Here is a 20,758-nt window from a genome sequence, read left to right as displayed (position 1 = left end):
AGAGAAGCGATTCCGCTTGCGGGAGAAAAGGCGCGCGCCTAGCCTCGCCGCGAAATTTCATGGAGAGCGCAATGGCCAAGATCGAAGCACGTCTCGAAGAGCTGGGAATTCACCTTCCCGATGCCCCGGCACCGGCGGCGAATTACGTGCCCTTCGTGCGCACCGGCAATCAACTGTTCGTCTCGGGACAGATTTCGAACGGTCCCGAGGGGCTGATCCGCGGCAAGCTCGGCGACGGGATGGATGTCGAAGAGGGCGCGATGGCGGCGCGGTTCTGCGGGCTGGCGCTGATCGCGCAGGCGAAAGCGGCGATTGGCGATCTCGACAAGCTCCGCGTGGTGAAGCTGGTGGGCTTCGTGAATTCGACGCCTGAGTTCACCGATCAGCCGAAGGTCGTGAACGGCTGTTCGGACCTGATGGTCGAGGTCTTCGGCGATGCGGGGCGTCACGCGCGTTCGGCGGTCTCGGCGGCTTCGCTGCCGATGGGCGTCGCGGTCGAAATCGAGGCGATTTTCGAGGTCGCGTGATGGCATTGCATCCTGATTTTCTCCGGCTTCCGATCGCGCATCGGGCGCTGCACGACTACACGCTCGGCCGTCCCGAAAACAGCCGTGGCGCAATCCGTGCGGCTATCGCGGCGGGCTATGGAATCGAGATCGACGTGCAACTCTCGGCCGATGGCGTGCCGATGGTGTTTCACGACTACGCGCTGGACCGGCTGACCGCAGAGCGCGGCCCGGTGCGCCAGCGCACGTCGGCAGAGCTTGCCGCGATCCATCTGAGCGGGACGCAGGAGGGCATTCCGACCCTCGCCGAGGTGCTCAAAATTGTCGACGGGCAGGTCCCGCTTCTGGTTGAGATCAAGGATCAGGACGGCGCGCTCGGCCAGCAGATCGGTCCGCTGGAAGAGGCGACAGCGTTGTTGCTGCGCGATTACGAAGGCCCGGTTGCGGTGATGTCCTTCAATCCGCATGCGGTGGCGGCATTCGGCGAATTGGCCCCGGGCGTTCCGGTCGGGCTGACGACCTCGGCCTATCAGCCCAATGACTGGGCGCTGCTGCCCGCAGCGCGCGGCGACGAGCTGCGCCATATTCCCGATTTCGAGCGTGTCGGCGCGGCCTTCATCTCGCATGAGGCGAAGGACCTGAACGCGCTGCGAGTGACCGAGCTGAAATCGCTCGGCGTGCCGGTTCTGTGCTGGACGATCCGCTCGGTCGACGAGGAGGCGCTGGCGCGTCGGGTGGCCGATAACGTGACCTTCGAAGGCTACCTATCGGCGCTTCCGGCTTGACGCCGCGCGCTCAGGGCACAGATTCAGGCAAAGGATGGCCTAACCACCCGGGATAAAATGGATCAAAGCGTTGAAATCACGCTTTATTCGGATATTTCCGAAATAAGTGAAGAAGACTGGAACGCCTGCGCCTGCCCCGAAATCGGGGATGGGGAGCGGGCGTTCGACCCGTTCACCACGCATCGGTTTCTCGCCGCCCTCGAGGCCTCCGGCTCGGTCGGTCCGGGCACGGGCTGGGACGCACGGCATCTTGTGGCGCGGATGGGCGATCGGGTGATCGGCGTCGCGCCGCTCTACGTGAAATCGCACAGCCAGGGCGAATATGTCTTCGATCACGGCTGGGCCGATGCGTTCGAGCGTGCGGGCGGGCGCTATTACCCCAAGCTGCAATGCGCGGTGCCCTTCACCCCCGTGGCCGGGCGGCGTCTGCTGGTTCTGCCGGGGCTGGAAGAGGCCGGGGACCGCGCGCTGCTGGCCGGGATGGCTCAGATCGCGGAAGGGGCCGGGGTCTCGTCGGTCCATATGACCTTCTGCACCGAGGACGAGGCGGAGCTTGCCGCCGAGGCGGGCTGGCTGCCGCGGCTCGGGCAGCAATTCCACTGGTTCAACGACGATTACGAGAGCTTCGAGCAGTTCCTTGGCGATCTGAGTTCGCGCAAGCGCAAGACGCTGCGCAAGGAACGCCAGCGGGCGCAGGCTTTCGGTGGCGAGATCGTGCAGCTGACGGGCGACGATATCCGCCCCGAGCATTGGGATGCGTTCTGGCAGTTCTATCAGGACACTGGCGCGCGGAAATGGGGCCGCCCCTACCTGAGCCGCGCGTTTTTCGACCTGCTGCACGAAATGCGCGACGACGTGCTTCTGGTGCTGGCGATGAACGGAGACCGCCCGATCGCGGGCGCGTTAAACCTGATCGGGCGGGATGCGCTGTTCGGGCGCTATTGGGGCTGCATCGAGGATCACCCCTTCCTGCACTTCGAGCTTTGCTACCATCAGGCGGTCGATTACGCGATCGCGCACAAGCTGAGCCGGGTCGAGGCCGGGGCGCAGGGCGAACATAAGCTGGCGCGCGGCTACCTGCCCGTGGCCACCCATTCGGTGCATTGGATCGGCCATGAAGGGCTGCGCGGCGCGGTCGCGGAGTACTTGGAAGCCGAACGCGCCGCCGTGGACGAAGATATCGAGATACTTACCGAAATGGGCCCGTTCCGAGCCCCCTCGGGTGGAAGCGATGAGCAGGCGTGATAAGTAGCAATGTTAAAGGACGTATGACGGGAGCTATGAATGAATTTCAATGACCTGACCGATGTCAGCGCGTGGCTGACGCAGGATCGGATCGATGCGGCCATCATGGTTGCGGTGAATGTGGTGGCTGCGCTGGTGATCCTGCTGGTCGCGATGGCGATCTCGGCCTGGGCCAAACGGCGCATCGTGGCGCTGTCGCAGCGCTACAAACGGCTGGACGACACGCTCTTCGGCTTCCTCGGCAATATGGTGAAATACCTGATCCTCGCGATCGGAGTGATCTTCATCCTCAACCGCTTCGGCATTCAGACAACCTCGCTGGCCGCCCTTGTCGGTGCCGCCGGTCTGGCTATCGGTCTCGCGCTGCAAGGCACGCTTTCGAACCTTGCGGCGGGCGTGATGATCATTCTGTTCCGCCCGTTCCGCCAAGGCGATTTCATCGCGGCGGGCTCGGAAAGCGGCACGGTGACCGAGATCCAGCTCTTCTACACGGTGCTGACGACCTATGACGGCATCCAGATCATCGTGCCCAACAGCGACATCTGGTCGAGCGCGATCACCAATTTCTCCGCCAACCCGACGCGGATGATGGATCTGACCATCGGCGTCGCCTATGACGCGGACCTGAAGAAGACGCAGGAAGTGCTGGAGAATATCTCGCTCTCCGATCCGCGCGCCCTGCCGGAACCCGCGCCGGTGATCCGGGTGAAGCAACTGGGCGACAGTTCGGTCGATTTCACCTTCCGCGTCTGGGCCAAGACGGAAGATTTCTGGGGCCTGCAGGCGGAATATACCCGCAAGATCAAGGTGGAGTTCGACGCGAACGATATCGGCATTCCCTTCCCCACGCGCACGCTCGAAGTGGTGCAGGTGCCTAAGATCGAGACCCGCAGCGTGACCCGCGAAAGCGGCGCCGCTTGAACTGGCGGCCCGGGGCTGCAAGGCTGCGGGCCAGCTTAACGCATCAGGGAGTAAGCGATGACATCGAAGCTCGAACCCGAGGAACGCAAGGCGCTGCTGAACGCGCTTGAAGATACCGGATGGCGCGCGGCCGATGGGCAGGATGCCCTGATCAAGCGGCTTCTGTTCAAGGATTTCTCCGCCGCTTGGGGGTTCATGAGCCAAGCCGCGCTCTGCGCCGAGAAGATGGATCACCATCCCGACTGGCGCAACGTCTACAACAAGCTCGAGATCACGCTGACCACCCATGATTGCGGCGGCGTCAGCGTCCTCGATATCGAACTGGCAGGCGCGCTGGATTCGCTGGCCGAGGGCGTCGCCGAGGTCGACCGCGATATCGGGCGCCCGGTGATGCGACTGACCGAACCGGTCGAAAAAGACCAAGACTGAACGAAAAACGCCCGGCTCCTTGGCCGGGCGTTTTCATTTTGTCAGGGCGGCGGATCAGAGTTCCGCGAGAAGCCCCTCGCCTGCCGAGGCCTCGCAGGTGCCGGGGCTTTCCTCGACATTCAGGTGCTTGACCACACCATCCTCGACGAGCATCGCGTAGCGCTTCGAGCGGTTAATGAGACCCGCGGGCGGCGCGGTGAAGTCCATCTCGATCGCCTGCGTGAAGGCGGCTTCCGGGTCGGCCAGCATGGTCAGCCCCGCCTCGGTCGCGCCCGTTGCCTCGCCCCAAGCCTGCATGACGAAGGGGTCGTTGACCGAGACGCAGATGATCTCGTCCACGCCCTTTTCGGCGAATTGGTCCTTGGTGCGGATGAAGCTGGGCACATGGGCGGTGGTGCAGACGCCCGTATAGGCGCCCGGCACGGCGAAGATCACGATCTTGCGGCCCTTCATCTTGTCGCCAAGGCTCACGGGTTGCGGCCCTTCATCGCCCACGGCGAGGAAAGTCGCGCCGGGAAGAACGTCGCCGGTCGTTAAGGTCATAGAAAGCTCCGATTTGTTCGCGTTGCACTTGTTCCGCCCGTCGATATAGGGTCAGGCGCGAGCCGGGCCAGTGGAGAAAGTTATGAGCGGAATAGTGATCGTCGGCGCGGGACAGGCCGCAGCCTCTATGGCCGCGAAACTGCGGGCGCTGAAATTTGACGGAGCGATCACCGTGATCGGCTCGGAGCCCATTCAACCCTACCAGCGCCCGCCCCTGTCGAAGGCCTATCTGCTGGGCGAGATGGAACTGGAACGGCTGACGCTGCGCGCCCCCGACTGGTGGCAGGAGAACGACATCACGCTGCGGCTCGGCACCTCCGTCACCGCGATCGACGCCGAGGCGCAGACGGTCACCCTGTCAGATGGCGAGACGCTGGATTATGCCGAACTCGCGCTCTGCACCGGGGCCACGCCGCGCCGTCTGCCCGCTGCGATCGGTGGCGATCTGGGCAATGTCTTCACCGTGCGCAACCTCGCCGATGTCGACCGGATGCAGCCTCATTTCACAGAAGGCAAACGGCTCGTAGTGGTCGGCGGCGGCTATATCGGGCTGGAAGCAGCGGCAGTCGCGCGCAAGCTCGGCCTCGAGGTCACGCTGGTCGAGGCCGCCCCGCGCATTCTCGGCCGCGTCGCCTGCGAAGAAACTGCAGACGCGATCCGCGCGCTGCATCGCGGGCGCGGCGTCGAAATCCTCGAAGGGGTTGGCCTGACGCGACTGACCGGCGAGGAGACCGTCACCGGCGCGATCCTCGAGGACGGGCGCGAATTGCCCGCCGATTTCGTGATCGTCGGCATCGGCATCACCCCCGACGAAGAGGTCGCCCGCGAAGCCGGTATCCATTGCGAAAACGGCATCGCCGCCGACGCGCAGGGCCGCACCTCCGCGCCCCATATCTGGGCGGCGGGCGATTGCGCCTCCTTCCCCGGGGCCGCTGAACGTATCCGCCTCGAATCCGTCGGCAACGCAATCGACATGGGCGAGCTGGTCGCCGAGAACATGCTGGGAACAGGCCGCGCCTACGCGCCCAAACCGTGGTTCTGGTCGGATCAGTTCGACGCGAAGCTGCAGATCGCCGGGCTCAATGCGGGCTACGATCAGGTCGTCAGCCGCCACGACGAAGGCAGCAGCTTCTGGTATTTCCGCGCAGGCCGCCTGATCGCGGTGGACGCGATCAACGATGCGCGCGCCTATATGGTCGGCAAGCGCCTAATCGAAGCGGGCAAGCCGGTGACGCCCGAGGCGGTCGAAACCACGGCAGAGCTGAAAGCCCTGATGAAATGAGAATTATCGGAGGCGCGAAACGCGGGCTGAAACTGGCGGATGTGGGTGCAGGCGACATGGATGCGCATCTGCGCCCCACGACCGACCGCGTGCGCGAGTCGATCTTCAACCTGCTGATGAATGGCGGGCATGGCAATCCGGTGCCCGAGGCGCGGGTGCTCGATCTCTTCGCAGGCACCGGCGCGCTGGGGCTGGAGGCGCTGTCGCGCGGCGCGGCCCGCGTGGCCTTCGTCGATGACGGCACCGCCGCCCGCGCACTTCTGCGCCGCAATATCGAGGCGATGCGCGCGATGGGCGTCACCGATGTCTGGCGGCGCGATGCGACCAATATGGGTCCCAATCGCGGCCCCGGCTACGATCTGATCTTCCTCGACCCGCCCTATGGGATGGGGCTGGGCGAACGCGCCCTCGCCTCCTGTCTCGAGAATGGATGGATCGCTCCGGGCGCGATGATCGTTTGGGAAGAGAACACCCCGCCGATCCTGCCCGCCCGCCTCGAACAGCTCGACCAGCGCCGCTATGGCGACACGCTCGTAACCCTTGCCCGGATGTCTGAATGACGCACCACCCGAAGATCCCCCATGCCGTCCTGTTCGATTGCGACGGGGTGCTCGTTGACAGCGAGCCCGCGACCTTCGACCTGATCCAGGAAGAATTCGCCCGCTACGGCGTGCATAAGACGATCTCCGAACTGGAAGACGCCTTCATCGGCTCCACCATCGAGAATGTCTTTCAATGGGGCCGCGCGCATGGGGCCGACCTGCCCGAGGGCTGGGTCGACAGCTATTACGAGGGGCTCTACGCCCGGCTGCGCGAGGGAACCGAGCTGATGCCCGGCATCCCGCGCCTTCTCGCCCGGCTCGATGCGGAGGGCATTCCCTTCGCAGTCGGCTCGAACGGGCGGCAGGCGAAGATGGAGGCGACGCTCGGGCAGCACCCGGATATCCGCACGCGGCTCGAAGGGCTGCTGTTCTCGGGTCAGGACATGGGACTGCCCAAGCCGAAGCCCGATCTCTACATCCATGCCGCGCGCCATCTGGGCGCTGACCCGACCGCCTGCGTGGTGTTCGAGGATAGCGCCACCGGCGCGCGCGCGGCGAAAAACGCAGGCATGCGTTGCCTCGGCTACTCTCCGAAAGGCGACAATCCGAAGCTCGCGGCGGAGGGGGCGGAACTGTTCACCGACATGGCCCAGGTGCCGCGGCTCATCGGCCTCGATCCCTGATCTTCCTCTTGGCGGAAATATCCCGGGGTGAGCCGGGGTCAGCGGCCTTCCAGTGGAAGGACGCCCCGGCGAACGCCCGAAGCGCAAGCGCAGGGCTGGCGCAGCCAGTGGGGGCAGAGCCCCCACCAACAGCTAATCTCAGCGCCAGGTCGGGTGGAAACGCCCCGCCGGCGAGGTGGTGAAGATCTCGCAGCCATCGGCGGTCACACCCACCGAATGCTCGAACTGAGCGCTCAGCGACTTGTCCCGCGTCACGGCGGTCCAATCGTCGGCCAGAACCTTTGTCTCGGGGCGGCCCAGATTCACCATCGGCTCGATCGTGAAGATCATGCCCTCTTCGAGCATCGCGCCGGTGCCTGCGCGCCCGTAATGCAGCACGTTCGGCGGCGCGTGGAAGACCTTGCCCACACCGTGGCCGCAGAAGTCGCGCACCACCGACATGCGGTTGCTTTCGACGAATTTCTGGATCGCGTGGCCGATATCGCCAAAGGTGTTGCCGGGCTTCACCTGCTCGATGCCGACCATGAGCGAGTCATGGGTGACCTGAATCAGACGCTCGGCCTTGCGGCTCAGATTGCCCGCGACATACATGCGCGAGCTGTCCCCGAACCAGCCGTCGAGGATCACGGTCACGTCGATATTGATGATATCGCCGTCTTTCAGCTTCTTGTCGCCCGGGATGCCGTGGCAGACGACATGGTTCACCGAGATGCAGCTCGCGTGCTGATAGCCGCGATAGCCGATGGTCGCCGAGGTCGCGCCCAGCTCGCCCACGCGGCGTTCGATGAAGGCGTCGAGTGCTGCGGTCGTGACCCCCGGCTCCACCAGATCGGCGACCTCGTCGAGAATTTGCGCCGTCACCTGCGAGGAGGCGCGCATTCCCGCAAAATCGCTCTGATCGTAGATCCGGATTCCGTCCTTCGTGGTGCGGCCCTGAGTATCGTCCAACGGTCTGCTCCTTAAGGGTTTCGGCCTTTAGATAGTCACAAAAGCGGGGCTTGGCCAGTGCCCGGGCTTTTCGCGCCCCGTTCCGCGCCCTATACCAAGTCGAAAGGAGCCTCACAGATGCCAAATCCCACCGCAGCGATCCTGATCATCGGCGATGAAATCCTCTCGGGGCGCACCCGCGAGGGAAACGCGCATTATCTGGCCGGACAGCTGGTCGAGCGCGGAATCACCTGCCGCGAAATCCGCGTGGTGCCGGACGACAATGACGTGATCGTGGCCGCGGTACGGGAGCTCTCGGCAGCCCATAATCACCTTTTTACGAGCGGCGGAATCGGCCCGACCCATGACGACATCACCGCCGATGCGGTGGCAGAGGCAATGGGGGCCAAGCTCGACGTGCGCGAGGATGCCAAGGCGATCCTTGCCGCGCATTATGCCGCCCGCGACACCGAGTTCACCGCCGCGCGGCTGCGCATGGCGCGGATCCCCGACGGGGCGGTGTTGATCGAGAACCCGATCTCCGCCGCGCCGGGCTTCTCGCTGGGCAATGTCCATGTGATGGCGGGCGTGCCGAACATCTTTCAGGCGATGGTCGAAGGGCTCTTGCCGAAACTCACCGGCGGCGCGCCGATGATCTCGCGCAGCCTGCAGGTGCTGCGCGCGGAATCCTCGGTGGCCGACGATCTGCGCGCGCTGGCAGGCCGCTATCCCGACCTCTCGATCGGCTCCTACCCCTTCGTGCAGGAGGGCCGCTACGGCACCAATCTCGTGCTGCGCGGGACCGATCCCGTTCAGGTCGACGCGGGCTTCGCCGAGCTGAAAACCGCCTTCCCGGAGGGCACATGATCGACGCCTATGCGATCATCGACGCGACTTGGCCCGCAGCCGAATATCGCCGCGCGGGCGGGTTTCTGATCCGCGACGGGCAAGGCGGCGGCTCGCGCGTCAGCTGCGCGACGCTGGAAGTGCCGCTCGAGCAGGCCGACATTCCGGCCGCCGAAGCCGCGCATCGCGCCTTGGGCCAGCGTCCGCGCTTCATGATCCGCGCGGGAGACGAGGCCCTGGATGCGGTCCTGGAGGCGCGCGGCTACGAATCCTATGACCCGGTGCGGATCTGGTCGGCTCCGATCGCAGCGATGCAGGGCGAGGTGCCGCCCGTGACCGCTTTCGCCCATTGGCCGCCGCTGCAGATCGCCCGCGACCTCTGGACCGAGCTTGATGTCGGACCCGAGCGGCAGGCGATCATGGATCGCGCCGAGGTGCCGAAAACCTGCGTTCTGGGCCGGAAGGAAGACCGGGCCGCAGGCGTTGCCTATATCGCTGTCTATGAAGGGGCCGCGATGCTCCATGCGCTCGCCGTCGCACCAAAATACCGCCGGATGAGCCTCGCGCGCGAGATGATCCATGAGGGCGCTCGCTGGGCCGCCGAGGCCGGAGCGGAGCGGTTCGAGATGATCACGACGCTCGCCAATGACGCCTCGAACACGCTCGCGGAAAGCTTCGGCATGGAAGTGCGCGCGCAATATCACTATCGCCGCGCGCCGGAGGTGGCATGACTCGCCGGGCGACCCTCCTGCTGGCCGGTCTTCTGGCCGTCACCCTGTCCCACGCGGCGCTGGCCGCTTCGGCGGATCTGCAACTGCCCGCAGGCGCCACCCAATCCGCGCAGGAAACAAGCCCCGCCACCAGCTACCAGTTGGCCGTCGGGCCGTGGCAGGACGGTCAGCTCGAGACCCGCGATCTGGAAGGCGCGCGCTCCGACACTGCCTATCAGTTGCGGGCCAATCAGAACACGACACTGCAAATCCTCGCGCCCCTGCGCGACCAGCTCGAACAGGCGGGCTACGACATCCTCTATGAATGCGACACGCAGGCCTGCGGCGGCTTTGATTTCCGCTACGCGCTCGACCTGCTGTCAGAGCCCGCGATGCATGTCGATCTGGGCGACTTCCGCTATATCGCGGCGCGCAAAGGGTCGGATTACTTCGGAATTACCGTGTCGCGCTCGTCCGAGTCGGGCTTCATTCAGGTAACCGAGATGCGGGTGCAGGACGTCACGCCTGCTCAGCCCGACGATCCGCTCGCCCCGCCGCAAACCGCGCCGATTTTGCCGCGCGCCGATGCGCCGGCCGTCGCCCCCTCCGCGCTTGCGCAAACGCTTGAGGCGCAGGGCTCGGTCGCGCTCGACGATCTCGACTTCCCCTCCGGCGCCTCTGCGCTCGGTTCTGGTGATTTCGCCTCGCTGCAGGCACTGGCCGAGTTCCTCAAGGCCAATCCCGATTTTCAGGTGATGCTGGTGGGGCATACCGATGCGGTGGGCTCGCTTGCAGCCAATATCGCGCTGTCGAAGAAACGCGCGCAATCGGCACGGCAGAAGCTGATCGGCGATTACGGGGTGGCGGCGTCGCAGGTCAGCGCCGAGGGGGCGGGTTTCCTTGCCCCGCGCGCAAGCAATCTGACCAAAGAGGGCCGCGAGAAAAACAGACGGGTCGAAGCGGTTCTCACCTCGACCCGGAGTTAGCGCCAGCCGGCGGAATGGCCCGTCGCGGGAGGGAGTTCGGTCTCACCAGTTGTCGGGGCCCTTCTCGGCGAAGGTCTTGGCGAGGAAATCTATGAAGGCGCGCACTTTCGGCTGGGTGAAACGGCCCGGCGGATAGATCGCGTAGATGCCCAGCGTCTCCATCGGCAGATCGGGCATCGCCTCTTCCACGAGGCCTTCGCGCATCGCATCGGCGTAAAGGAACGAGGGCAGATACGCGATCCCGAGACCGGCCGTCGCGGCATGCAGCAGTGACTGGCCGTCATTGACCGTCAGCCAGCCCGCCGAGCGGACCTGACGCCGCTCGCCCGAAGGCGCGGTCAGCTTCCAGACATTGCCCGCCGACTGGTTGGAATAATGCAGCAGCTTGTGGTCGTTGAGATCGTCGATCCGCTCGGGGCGACCGAATTTCTCGAAGTAATCCGGCGAGGCGATCATCCGGCGCGAGGTCTCGGTCAGCTTGCGCGCGCGCAGGCTCGAATCCTCCAGTTCGCCGACGCGGATCGCCATGTCGAACCCTTCGGAGATGAGTTCCACATAGCGGTTGTTCAGCACCATATTCACGGTGATTTCGGGAAATTCCTGCAGGAATTCGCCCAGAACGGGCGAGAGAAGATTCACACCGAAATCGGTGGCGACCGAGATGCGCAGCAGCCCCGAGGGCGCCGTCTGCATCGACGTGACCAGCGCATCGGCCTCGCCCGCATCGTTGAGAACACGGCGCGCGCGGTCGTAATAGGCCAGCCCGATTTCCGTCGGCGAAACGCGACGCGTGGTGCGATTCAGAAGGCGTGCGCCGAGGCGCGCCTCCAACGCCGAGACGTGTTTCGACACAGCCGATTTGGAGATGCCCATCTTCTTGGCCGCATCGGTGAAGCCCCCTTGGTCCACAACGGTGGCAAAGGCTTCCATTTCAGTCAGGCGATCCATCCCAAACACCCTTCGGCTTGTAATTTCTGTTTCTTATTTTCCGCTTATCGGCACGAAATCGGGCGCAATTTAGACTTCGCGGCGACAATACGAGGGTAACAATGGGAGAGAATCCCGCAGGTTGGTGAACCCTGCGAAACGGTGGCGCTTTCGCTCTGACGCCGCGTTCGACGTGACAAGCTTGGCCTTGCGCCGCAGAGTGCGGGCCAAATCAGGGAGGGTTACATGAGCCAATATCCGCATATCTTCACGCCGCTCGATCTGGGCCATGTGACGCTGCCGAACCGCGTGCTGATGGGCTCGATGCACACCAATCTCGAAGAGCGCGGCGACTGGAATGCGGTGGCCGAGTTCTATGCCGAGCGCGCGCGCGGCGGTGTCGCGCTGATGGTGACGGGCGGCATGGCCCCCAATAATGAAGGCGGCGTCTTTCCCGGCGCGGCGGGCCTGTTCACCCCCGAGGACATCGCGCATCACAAGATCATCACCGACCGCGTCCACGAAGCGGGCGGCCGGATCGCAATGCAGATTCTTCATGCGGGCCGCTACGCCTATGGTCCCGATTGCGTGGCTCCCTCTGCCATCAAATCCCCGATCTCGCCTTTCCCGCCGAAAGAACTCGATGAAGCCGGGATCGAGAAGCAGATTGCCGACATTGCCACCGCCGCCGCGCGCGCCCGCGAGGCGGGGTATGACGGCGTCGAGGTGATGGGATCCGAGGGCTATTTCCTCAACCAGTTCCTTGTGCGCCACACCAACAAGCGCGAAGACGGTTGGGGCGGCTCGTTCGAAAACCAGATGCGCCTTCCCGTCGAAGTGGTCAAGCGCGTGCGCGAAGCGGTCGGCCCCGACTTCATCGTGATCTTCCGCATCTCGCTGATCGACCTGATCCCCGATGGCTCGACCTGGGAAGAGGTCGTCACGCTCGCCAAGGCCGTCGAGGCGGCGGGCGCAACGATGCTCAACACCGGCATCGGCTGGCACGAGGCGCGGGTGCCGACCATCGTGACGTCGGTGCCGCGCGCGGCCTTCACCTGGCTCACCGGTCGGCTCAAGCCCGAGGTCTCGATCCCGGTGATCACGTCCAATCGCATCAACACGCCTGAAGTCGCCGAAGAGGTGCTTGGCGACGGCTGCGCCGACATGGTGTCGATGGCACGCCCCTTCCTCGCGGATGCGGATTTCGTGGTGAAGGCGAAAGAGGGCCGCGCCGCAGAAATTGCGCCCTGCATCGCCTGTAACCAAGCCTGCCTGGACCACACGTTCCAAGGCAAGGTCTCGAGCTGTCTCGTGAATCCGCGCGCCGCCCATGAGACCGAGATCGTCATCACCAAGACCGAGGCATCGAAATCGATTGCCGTCGTCGGCGCGGGTCCGGCGGGCCTGTCTGCAGCGATCACCGCGGCCACGCGCGGCCACGCGGTGACCCTGTTCGATCGAGCCTCGGAACTCGGCGGGCAGCTGACCATGGCACGCGCGATCCCCGGCAAGGAGGAATTCCACGGGCTCACCGACTGGTTCAAGACCATGATCGAGAAGACCGGCGTGACGGTAAAGCTGGAGACCGACGCCACGCCCGAATTGCTCGCCCCCTTCGACGAGATCATCATCGCAACCGGCGTGCAGCCGCGCGACCCGGAAATCCCGACCGAGGGCGGGCAGGTCGTCAGCTATATCGACATCCTCAAGGGCCGCGTCACCGCCGGTAAGCGCGTCGCGGTGATCGGCGCGGGCGGCATCGGTTTCGACGTGGCCGAATTCCTGACGGTGACCGAAAGCCCGACCCTCGATCTGGAAGAATGGAAGCGCGAATGGGGCGTCGGCGATCCGGCGCAGACACCGGGAGGGCTGACCGAGCCCGAGCCCGAGGCTCCCGCCCGCGAAGTGACGCTGCTGCAGCGCAAGAAGGAAAAGCTCGGCCGCCGCCTCGGCAAAACCACGGGCTGGGTTCACCGCGCGGCGCTGCATATGAAGGACGTGAAAATGATCGGCGGCGTGAACTACGAGAAGATCACCGCCGAGGGGCTGCATGTCAGTTTCGGCGAGGCGCGCGAGACCCCGACGCTGATCGAGGCCGATACGGTCGTGCTCTGCGCAGGTCAGCTCTCGGACCGCTCGCTGGCCGATGCGTTGATCGCGTCGGGCCGCACCCCGCATGTGATCGGCGGCGCGGATGTGGCGGCGGAACTCGACGCGAAACGCGCCATCGATCAGGGCACCCGGCTCGCCGCCAGCCTCTGAGCCTCTTCCTCTTGGCAAAAATATCCCGGGGGGCTCCCGGAGGGAGTGGGGGTAGAGCCCCCTCCCCGACCTCAACTCGATCGCCACGCCCCGCCGTCTGCGCCGACGCGCATGGCCAGATCGGCGACCAGCGCCATATCGACCGCATCCAGCGGCCCCTCATGGCGCGGGCGGAAGCGAAGGCGGAAGGCGGGCAGGATCGTCGCGAGCGGCGCTTCCGGATAGCCAAGGCTCGAGGCCAGCGCGAGGAAGCTCTCGGGATCGACCGCAGGAGCCTGTGCCCCACGCTCAGGCCAGATCGCCAGGCCCTGCCGCGCGAGGCGCTGCCAATCGAAACGCGGCCCGGGATCGATCTTGCGCTCGGGCGCGAAATCCGAATGGCCGATGACGTTTTCCGGCGCGATTGCCCAGCGGCGCATGATCTGCGGCAGCAGCTCTTCCAGCGCGGCCATCAGCGGCTCGGGAAACGGACGGTCGCCTTCATTGTCCAACTCGATCCCGATGGAGCGCGAATTCACATCGCTCAGACCCTGCCAGCTTCCCAAACCCGCGTGCCAGGCGCGCATCTCTTCGGGCACGAGTTGCTCGACCGACCCGTCACGCCCGATCAACCAATGCGCGGAGACCTCCGCCTCGGGCAGGCATAGGCGCGTGCGCGCGGCCTCGCAGGACCACATCGCGGTGTAATGGATGATGATAAGCTCCGGCACCGCCCCATCGCGGCGCGGGCCGTAATTGGGCGAGGGCCAGTCGGCGCTCACTGACGCGCTTGCTGGAACGGCGTCGGATCCCAACCGCAGGCGAACCCGTCGCCATCGGGATCGAGGTTCAGCCGGTCTTTCTGCGGACCGCCTGCCGAGAGGAAGGCGCGCTGCGCCTGATCGGCCGAGACGTATTTCGCGCAGGCCTTGCTCGACGAGGTCAGCTTGATGCCCGACCGCTTGTAGACGGAATCGCCCGGCCGGTTCGACACCGACAGCGCATAGGCGGCAAGGTTCGGACCCGAGCTGTCCTGATTGCTGATCGTATTCTGCGTGACCGGCGCGGTGGCGAGGCTGCTCGACGCGGTGGTGTCGAAGCCCGGCGAGCTGGCCGTGGTGCTCGACCCGGCGGTGCTGTTCGACGCGTCGGTCTGCTGCAGCGCGGCCATCGCATCAGCCCCGATCGCAGCGCCGCTATTGTCGCCACCATTCGAGCTGGAGGCAGACGTCGACGGGTCGTCGCCGATGGTGCCGCCTGCGTCGATCGTCGGCGCAGAGAGCGCATTGGTCGTGCCCGGCATCGCGGTGCCGGTCGCGTTCAGCGGTGCGCCGGGCGCGTCGGGGTTGGTCGAACCGTTTTCGGTCGGCAGGACGCTCTGCGCCGAAGGCGGCACGATGGGCTGGCCGCGCAGTTCGGCCTCGCGACGGGCCTCGGGGCCACTGTCGGGGATCGAAGAGATACAGCCCGAGAGGGCCAGAACGCCGCCGAGGATCGCGAGAGCCTGTTTCATGTTACCACCATTTCTCCGGTTTGGCCGAGAAGCCTGCGGCCTGTTCGAGGACATGGGCGTGATTCAGCAGATCGCCCTCTTCCCAGGGCCGCCCGATGAGTTGCAGCCCAAGCGGAAGACCCTTGCTGTCCAGCCCGCACGGCACCGAAACGCCGGGAAGGCCCGCAAGGTTCACCGTCACGGTGAACACGTCCTGCATATACATCTCGACCGGATCGGCGCCGTCCATCTCGCCCAGCCCGAAAGCGGCCGACGGGGTGGCGGGCGTCAGGATCGAGTCGATGCCCTGTGCGAAAACTTCCTCGAAGTCGCGCTTGATCAACGCGCGGACCTTGCGGGCGCGGTTGTAATAGGCGTCGTAGAAGCCTGCCGACAGCACATAGGTGCCGATCATCACGCGACGCTGGACCTCGGGACCGAAGCCTTCGGCGCGGGTCTTCTCGTACATGTCGACGATGCCCTCGCCCGCCGCGAGCTTCGCGCGGTGGCCATAACGCACGCCATCATAGCGCGCGAGGTTGGAGGACGCCTCGGCCGGGGCCACGACGTAATAGGCGGGCAGCGCGTATTTCGTGTGCGGCAGCGAGATATCGACGATCTCGGCCCCCGCATCTTTCATCATCGCGATGCCGTCGTCCCAGAGCTTCTGGATCTCGGCAGGCATGCCCTCGATGCGGTATTCCTTCGGGATACCGATCTTCTTGCCGCGAATGTCGCCGGTCAGCGCCGCCTCGAAATCCGGGACCGGAATATCGGCGGAGGTCGAATCCTTCGGATCGTGCGAGCACATCGTGCCCAGCATGATCGCTGCGTCGCGCACCGATTTGGTCATCGGGCCCGCCTGGTCGAGCGAGGAGGCGAAGGCCACCACGCCCCAGCGCGAGACCCGGCCATAGGTCGGCTTGATGCCGACGATGCCGGTGAAGGCGGCGGGCTGGCGGATCGAGCCGCCGGTATCGGTGCCGGTCGCGGCAAGACACAGGTCGGCGGCGACAGCAGCAGCCGAACCGCCCGAGGAGCCGCCCGGCGTCAGTTGCCGGTCATCGATCTTCCACGGGTTCACCGCAGGGCCGTAGCACGCGGTCTCGTTCGACGAGCCCATCGCGAATTCGTCCATCGACAGTTTGCCAAGCATCACCGCGCCAGCATCCCACAGGTTCTGCGTGACGGTGGATTCGTATTCCGGCTTGAAACCGTCGAGGATGTTCGACGCGGCCTGCGTCGCCACGCCCTTGGTGGCGAAAAGATCCTTGATGCCCAGCGGGATACCGCACATCGCGGGCGCGTCGCCCGACTTGATGCGCGCATCGGCGGCCTTGGCCTGCTCCAGCGCGATCTCGGGGGTCTTGTGCACGTAAGCGTTCAGCGCGCCTGCGCCCTCGATCTCGCTCAGGCAGGACTCGGTCAGTTCGACCGCGGTCACATCGCCTTTTTTCAACGCGTCGCGCGCGTCGGCAATCGTCAGTTTGTTCAGGCTCATTCGACCACCTTCGGCACGGCAAAGAAGCCCTCACGGGCATCGGGGGCGTTCTTGAGGATTTTCTCGGGATAACCGCCATCGGTCACCTCGTCGACGCGGCGCTTGAGGCGCATCGGCGTCACGGAGGTCATCGGCTCGACGCCCTCGACGTCGACCTCGCCCAGCTGCTCCATGAAGGTCAGGATGCTGGACAGCTCCTGCGCGAGCTCGGGCAGATGGTCTTCGGGCACCCGGATCCGGGCCAGATGCGCCACTTTGCGGGCGGTGTCGATATCAATGGACATGTGCTTCTCCGCTTGTCTTGGAAGGCGGTTTAGCCCGAGCCACTGGGGCTTTCAAGCGCCGCGCCCCGCATCAGCGGGCCCCTGCCCTGTCACACGCGAATTTGCGCGCTAATCTTGGAACCTGCACAGTGCTGATACGTCACCCTGTCACAATCGAAGTGCCTAACGGAGGAAACCCATATGAAAGTCATTTGGCTCGGCCATTCCGGCTTCCGCATCGAAACCGGCGATGCGGTGATCCTGCTCGACCCGTTCCTGACCGGCTCGCCGGTCTTTCCGGACGACAAGCGCAGCGAAGCGATCGAAGGCGCGACGCATCTTCTGCTGACCCATGGCCATGGCGATCACGCCTCCGATGCGGTGCCGATCGCGAAGGAACTGGGCATTCCGATCTACTGCATTCACGAATTGTCGATCATCCTTGGCGCCGAGGGGGTCGAAACCGTCGGCTTCGGCAAAGGCGGCACGGTCGATTTGGGCGGCGCGAAGGTTACGATGGTCAACGCGACCCATTCGGCCTCGATCGATTACAAGGGCGGCGACCCGGTCTATGCAGGCCAGCCCGCGGGCTTCATGATCGAAGCCGAGGGACACACGATCTATGTCACCGGCGACACCGACATCATGGCCGACATGGAATGGATGGGCGAACTGCATAATCCCGATATCGGCATCCTTGCCGCGGGCGGCCATTTCACGATGGACATGAAGCGCGCGGCCTGGGCGTCGAAGAAGTATTTCAACTTCAAGACCGTCATCCCCTGCCACTACAAGACTTTTGAAGCGCTGGAACAATCGGCCCAGCCGCTCATCGAAGGTTTGCCGGGGGTGGATGTCATCGAACCCGAGATGCTCAAAGCGATCGAGATCTAAGCTGAAGCGCGCCGGGCCGCGGGCGGCATTGCTTGCAGCTTGCAGCCCGGCGCGCTAGCTTCTCGCCCGGATCGGGAGGCCGAATAGATGTCAGACTTATTGTCCTTCAAGGAGATGTGCGAGCGGTTCGACGTGACCCCGCGCACACTGCGCTATTACGAGTATATCGAGCTTCTCAATCCCCAGAAGGAAGGGCGTTCACGCTATTACGGTCCGCGCGAAGTCGCGCGGATGACCCTGATCCTGCGCGGGCGTCGATTTGGCTTCTCGCTCGAGGAACTGCGCCAGTGGCTCATGATCTACGATCAGCAAGGCACGGAAGAGCAGAACCGCGTCTGGGTCGAACTTGCCGATCGGCAGCTTGACGTATTGACGCAGCAGCGTGAAGAATTGGACGCGGCTATCGACGACCTCCGACAATTGCGTGATCAGGTTCGGGACACACTTGATTCTTGACCCTGAAATGCATTCCTTAACGTCAGCGAGGTCGTGAGAGCGCCTTGTGAGCTTGACGATTATGGCGAGTTTCGAAGAAAGAAACTTGCTTTACCGTACGGTAAAAATTCCCTGACATTACGTCATTGGATTCGTGACGCCACGTTACGGTGACGCGAACGTAAAGAAGTCTTGTAATGTGGCCGCAGGCAGACGATTTGCCGCGTCGCATTACGCAAAGGAAACGCGAGGCAGAGAGTATGACCGACACAGTAATGACGATCCGCGAGATGTGCGACGCCTTCGAGGTGACCCCGCGCACCCTGCGGTTCTACGAAAGCAAGGAGTTGCTGTTTCCCATTCGCGAGGGACAGAAGCGGCTGTTTACGCGACGCGATCGCGCCCGGCTGAAACTGATCCTGCGCGGCAAACGTTTCGGGTTTTCGCTGGAGGATATCCGCCAGCTGCTGGACCTCTACGAGATGGGCGACAAGCAGAAGACGCAGCTGAACGAGACGATCAAGCTCGCGCAGCAACGTCTGGAGGAAATGACGCGCCAACGCGAGGAACTGGGTCAGGCGATCGACGAACTGGCCGGTCAGATCGAGTGGGCGGAGAAGGAACTGGAGAAGGCGCGCCACGACGACGCGGCCTGATCCGCGAAGACGACTAAAGGGAGCGAACCATGTCGAGCTTTATCGCCAACACCAAGGACATGCAGTTTGTGCTGCATGAGCTGCTCAAAGTCTCGAATTCGGATGTGCCGGGTTACGAGGAAATGGACCGCGACTTCACTGAGGCCGTTCTGGATGCGGCCGGGAAGGTCTCGTCCGAGGTGCTGGCCCCTCTGAACGACGTGGGCGACAAGGAAGGCTGCGTGCTCGAAAACGGCGTGGTCCGCACGCCCAAAGGGTTCGACAAGGCGTTCGAGGCGATGAAAGAGGGTGGCTGGACCGCGCTCGATTGCGATCCCGAGTTCGGCGGTCAGGGCATGCCCTATCTGCTCAACTGCGCGGTGGGCGAGATGTTCGTCTCGGCCAACATGGCCTTCAACATGTATCAGGGCCTGACCCACGGCGCCTATTCGGCGATCCACACGCACGGGACGGATGAGCAGAAGCAGACCTATCTGCCGAAGATGGTCACCTGCGACTGGACCGGCACGATGAACCTGACGGAGCCCCATTGCGGCACCGATCTGGGTCTGATGCGCACCAAGGCCGAGCCGCAGGACGATGGCTCCTACGCGATCACCGGCACGAAAATCTTCATTTCGGCGGGCGATCACGACCTGTCGGATAACGTGATTCACCTCGTGCTGGCGAAAGCGCCGGGCGGTGGCGAAGGCACCAAGGGCGTGTCGCTCTTCATCGTGCCGAAATTCCTCGTCAACGAGGATGGTTCGCTGGGCGAGCGCAACTCGCTCTCGGTCGGCAAGCTCGAAGAGAAGATGGGCATCCACGGCAACGCGACCTGCGTCATGAACTATGACGGCGCGAAGGGCTGGCTGCTGGGCGATCTCCACAAGGGGATGCGCGCGATGTTCACGATGATGAACGAAGCGCGTCTCGGCGTGGGCCTTCAGGGCTATGCCGTGGCCGAGGCTGCCTATCAGGAAGCCGTGGCTTACGCGAAGGACCGCACGCAGGGTCGCGACGTGACCGGCGTGAAAGCGCCCGAGAAAGCCGCCGATCCGATCATCGTGCACCCGGACGTGCGCCGGATGCTGATGGATCAGAAGAGCTTCGTCGAGGGCGCGCGCGCATTCACCTTCTGGGGCGCGCATCTGATCGACCGCTCCCATGCGCTCAACGACGCCGAGGCCGAAGGTCTGATCTCGCTGATGACCCCGGTCATCAAGGGCTTCCTGACCGACAAGGGCTTCGAGACCGCCGTCTCCGCGCAGCAGGTCTTCGGTGGCCACGGCTATACCGAGGACTGGCCGATGTCGCAGCATGTGCGCGACGCGCGCATCGCGATGATCTACGAGGGCGCGAACGGTATTCAGGCGCTCGACCTGGTGGGCCGCAAGCTCGCTCAGGACGGCGGCAAGCACGTCATGGCCTTCTTCGAGATGGTCAAAGCCGAGTGCAAATCGCATGACGACGACGAGCGGATGAAGCCCTTCACCGACGCGCTGAAGAATGCCTCCAAGCAGCTTCAGACGGCGGGCATGTTCTTCATGCAGAACGGCATGAAGAACCCGAACGCAGCGCTCTCGGGCAGCTATGACTTCATGCACCTGATGGGTCATGTCTGCCTTGGCCTGATGTGGACGCGGATGGCGAAAGCCGCCTTCACCGCGCTCGACAACGGCGCCTCGGACACCGCCTTCTACGAAGGCAAGATCGCGACGGGTCGCTACTACATGGCGCGTCAGCTTCCGGCCTGCGCGATGCACCTCGCGCGGATCGAGACCGGCGCGGACCCGGTCATGGCGCTCGCCGACGACCAGTTCTAAGGCGACCGGATCCAACGAAAAAATGAACGGCGGGCCTCGGCCCGCCGTTTCAATTTTCAATCACCGCCATGTCAGGCGAAGTGTAGCGCCGGACGATTGTTTTGCGGCCGCGCGGGTCTACCCTCGGAATCTCCAACCA

23 protein-coding genes are annotated in these 20,758 nt (G+C 64.4%); 16 read left to right on the top strand and 7 right to left on the bottom strand.

The annotated features are described in order from the left end of the window. The first annotated feature begins 71 nt into the window (after nt 1-71). The 5 genes from BMI89_RS09895 to BMI89_RS09875 are packed head-to-tail and all read left to right on the top strand — an operon-like array spanning nt 72 to nt 3,886. On the top strand, nt 72-527 hold the full coding sequence (locus tag BMI89_RS09895) for a RidA family protein (RefSeq protein WP_078541698.1): 456 nt from the start codon (nt 72-74) through the stop codon (nt 525-527). Next, a complete protein-coding gene (locus BMI89_RS09890; RefSeq protein ID WP_078550835.1) occupies nt 524-1,291 on the top strand; it encodes a glycerophosphodiester phosphodiesterase family protein in 768 nt (255 codons plus the stop codon). The genes BMI89_RS09895 and BMI89_RS09890 overlap by 4 nt, the downstream gene beginning before the upstream one ends. Before the next feature lie 57 nt (nt 1,292-1,348). Next, the gene (locus BMI89_RS09885; RefSeq protein ID WP_078570789.1) at nt 1,349-2,536 is read left to right on the top strand and encodes a GNAT family N-acetyltransferase; all 1,188 of its coding nucleotides are present in this window, start codon (nt 1,349-1,351) and stop codon (nt 2,534-2,536) included. A gap of 39 nt (nt 2,537-2,575) precedes the next feature. Then, entirely contained in the window at nt 2,576-3,457 is an 882-nt protein-coding gene (locus tag BMI89_RS09880) for a mechanosensitive ion channel domain-containing protein (protein WP_078570788.1), read from the top strand. Nucleotides 3,458-3,514: 57 nt separating this feature from the next. Further along, complete coding sequence (locus BMI89_RS09875; protein ID WP_078570787.1) at nt 3,515-3,886, top strand: 4a-hydroxytetrahydrobiopterin dehydratase; 372 nt, start codon at nt 3,515-3,517, stop codon at nt 3,884-3,886. Between the two features lie 54 nt (nt 3,887-3,940). Here the strand turns inward: BMI89_RS09875 and BMI89_RS09870 are convergent, their stop codons facing one another. Then, entirely contained in the window at nt 3,941-4,429 is a 489-nt protein-coding gene (locus BMI89_RS09870) for a peroxiredoxin (protein WP_078570786.1), read from the bottom strand. Nucleotides 4,430-4,511: 82 nt separating this feature from the next. Here BMI89_RS09870 and BMI89_RS09865 point away from each other — a divergent pair, with 82 nt between their 5' ends. Genes BMI89_RS09865 through BMI89_RS09855 form a run of 3 tightly spaced genes read left to right on the top strand, consistent with a single transcriptional unit; the run spans nt 4,512 to nt 6,936 of the window. Further along, complete coding sequence (locus tag BMI89_RS09865) at nt 4,512-5,711, top strand: FAD-dependent oxidoreductase (protein WP_078570785.1); 1,200 nt, start codon at nt 4,512-4,514, stop codon at nt 5,709-5,711. Continuing rightward, entirely contained in the window at nt 5,708-6,271 is a 564-nt protein-coding gene (gene rsmD, locus BMI89_RS09860) for a 16S rRNA (guanine(966)-N(2))-methyltransferase RsmD (protein WP_078570784.1), read from the top strand. The genes BMI89_RS09865 and rsmD overlap by 4 nt, the downstream gene beginning before the upstream one ends. Further along, complete coding sequence (locus BMI89_RS09855) at nt 6,268-6,936, top strand: HAD family phosphatase (protein ID WP_078570783.1); 669 nt, start codon at nt 6,268-6,270, stop codon at nt 6,934-6,936. Before rsmD ends, BMI89_RS09855 begins: the two co-directional genes overlap by 4 nt. Before the next feature lie 138 nt (nt 6,937-7,074). On the opposite strand, the gene map is transcribed toward BMI89_RS09855, so the two are convergent. Continuing rightward, on the bottom strand, nt 7,075-7,884 hold the full coding sequence (gene map / locus BMI89_RS09850) for a type I methionyl aminopeptidase (RefSeq protein WP_078541690.1): 810 nt from the start codon (nt 7,882-7,884) through the stop codon (nt 7,075-7,077). Nucleotides 7,885-8,001: 117 nt separating this feature from the next. Here map and BMI89_RS09845 point away from each other — a divergent pair, with 117 nt between their 5' ends. The 3 genes from BMI89_RS09845 to BMI89_RS09835 are packed head-to-tail and all read left to right on the top strand — an operon-like array spanning nt 8,002 to nt 10,405. Next, complete coding sequence (locus tag BMI89_RS09845) at nt 8,002-8,730, top strand: molybdopterin-binding protein (protein ID WP_078570782.1); 729 nt, start codon at nt 8,002-8,004, stop codon at nt 8,728-8,730. Next, a complete protein-coding gene (locus BMI89_RS09840) occupies nt 8,727-9,440 on the top strand; it encodes a GNAT family N-acetyltransferase (protein WP_078570781.1) in 714 nt (237 codons plus the stop codon). Before BMI89_RS09845 ends, BMI89_RS09840 begins: the two co-directional genes overlap by 4 nt. Next, nucleotides 9,437-10,405, top strand: a complete 969-nt coding sequence (locus BMI89_RS09835) for an OmpA family protein (RefSeq protein WP_143593874.1) — start codon at nt 9,437-9,439, stop codon at nt 10,403-10,405. Before BMI89_RS09840 ends, BMI89_RS09835 begins: the two co-directional genes overlap by 4 nt. Before the next feature lie 42 nt (nt 10,406-10,447). Here BMI89_RS09835 and BMI89_RS09830 read toward each other — a convergent pair whose 3' ends face one another. Next, nucleotides 10,448-11,353, bottom strand: coding sequence for a LysR family transcriptional regulator (locus tag BMI89_RS09830; protein WP_078522334.1), 906 nt, complete (start codon nt 11,351-11,353; stop codon nt 10,448-10,450). Nucleotides 11,354-11,578: 225 nt separating this feature from the next. Here BMI89_RS09830 and BMI89_RS09825 point away from each other — a divergent pair, with 225 nt between their 5' ends. After that, a complete protein-coding gene (locus tag BMI89_RS09825) occupies nt 11,579-13,594 on the top strand; it encodes an NADPH-dependent 2,4-dienoyl-CoA reductase (protein ID WP_078570780.1) in 2,016 nt (671 codons plus the stop codon). Between the two features lie 71 nt (nt 13,595-13,665). On the opposite strand, the gene BMI89_RS09820 is transcribed toward BMI89_RS09825, so the two are convergent. From BMI89_RS09820 to gatC, 4 genes are read right to left on the bottom strand one after another with little or no spacing between them, the layout of a single operon-like run. Next, on the bottom strand, nt 13,666-14,355 hold the full coding sequence (locus tag BMI89_RS09820; RefSeq protein WP_246832007.1) for an N-acetylmuramoyl-L-alanine amidase: 690 nt from the start codon (nt 14,353-14,355) through the stop codon (nt 13,666-13,668). Next, nucleotides 14,352-15,086, bottom strand: coding sequence for a hypothetical protein (locus tag BMI89_RS09815; RefSeq protein ID WP_078570778.1), 735 nt, complete (start codon nt 15,084-15,086; stop codon nt 14,352-14,354). The genes BMI89_RS09820 and BMI89_RS09815 overlap by 4 nt, the downstream gene beginning before the upstream one ends. 1 nt (nt 15,087) lies before the next feature. Next, nucleotides 15,088-16,566, bottom strand: coding sequence for an Asp-tRNA(Asn)/Glu-tRNA(Gln) amidotransferase subunit GatA (gene gatA, locus BMI89_RS09810; RefSeq protein WP_078570777.1), 1,479 nt, complete (start codon nt 16,564-16,566; stop codon nt 15,088-15,090). Next, a complete protein-coding gene (gene gatC, locus BMI89_RS09805) occupies nt 16,563-16,850 on the bottom strand; it encodes an Asp-tRNA(Asn)/Glu-tRNA(Gln) amidotransferase subunit GatC (protein WP_078570776.1) in 288 nt (95 codons plus the stop codon). The genes gatA and gatC overlap by 4 nt, the downstream gene beginning before the upstream one ends. 180 nt (nt 16,851-17,030) lie before the next feature. Between gatC and BMI89_RS09800 the strand changes: the two genes are divergently transcribed. The 4 genes from BMI89_RS09800 to BMI89_RS09785 all read left to right on the top strand — a co-directional run bounded on the left by BMI89_RS09800 (nt 17,031) and on the right by BMI89_RS09785 (nt 20,619). Next, nucleotides 17,031-17,723, top strand: coding sequence for a metal-dependent hydrolase (locus tag BMI89_RS09800; protein WP_078570775.1), 693 nt, complete (start codon nt 17,031-17,033; stop codon nt 17,721-17,723). Between the two features lie 87 nt (nt 17,724-17,810). Continuing rightward, nucleotides 17,811-18,179, top strand: a complete 369-nt coding sequence (locus BMI89_RS09795) for a MerR family DNA-binding transcriptional regulator (RefSeq protein WP_078522329.1) — start codon at nt 17,811-17,813, stop codon at nt 18,177-18,179. 239 nt (nt 18,180-18,418) lie between these two features. After that, on the top strand, nt 18,419-18,814 hold the full coding sequence (locus BMI89_RS09790) for a MerR family DNA-binding transcriptional regulator (protein WP_078522328.1): 396 nt from the start codon (nt 18,419-18,421) through the stop codon (nt 18,812-18,814). Between the two features lie 29 nt (nt 18,815-18,843). Further along, complete coding sequence (locus BMI89_RS09785; RefSeq protein WP_078570774.1) at nt 18,844-20,619, top strand: acyl-CoA dehydrogenase C-terminal domain-containing protein; 1,776 nt, start codon at nt 18,844-18,846, stop codon at nt 20,617-20,619. The last annotated feature ends 139 nt before the right edge of the window (nt 20,620-20,758 follow it).

This window comes from Thioclava sp. F36-7, from assembly GCF_002020075.1.
Taxonomy (GTDB): Bacteria; Pseudomonadota; Alphaproteobacteria; order Rhodobacterales; family Rhodobacteraceae; genus Thioclava; species Thioclava sediminum.
The sequence above is the reverse complement of the archived record's forward strand: the minus strand, read 5'-3'. Positions and strand labels throughout refer to the sequence as shown.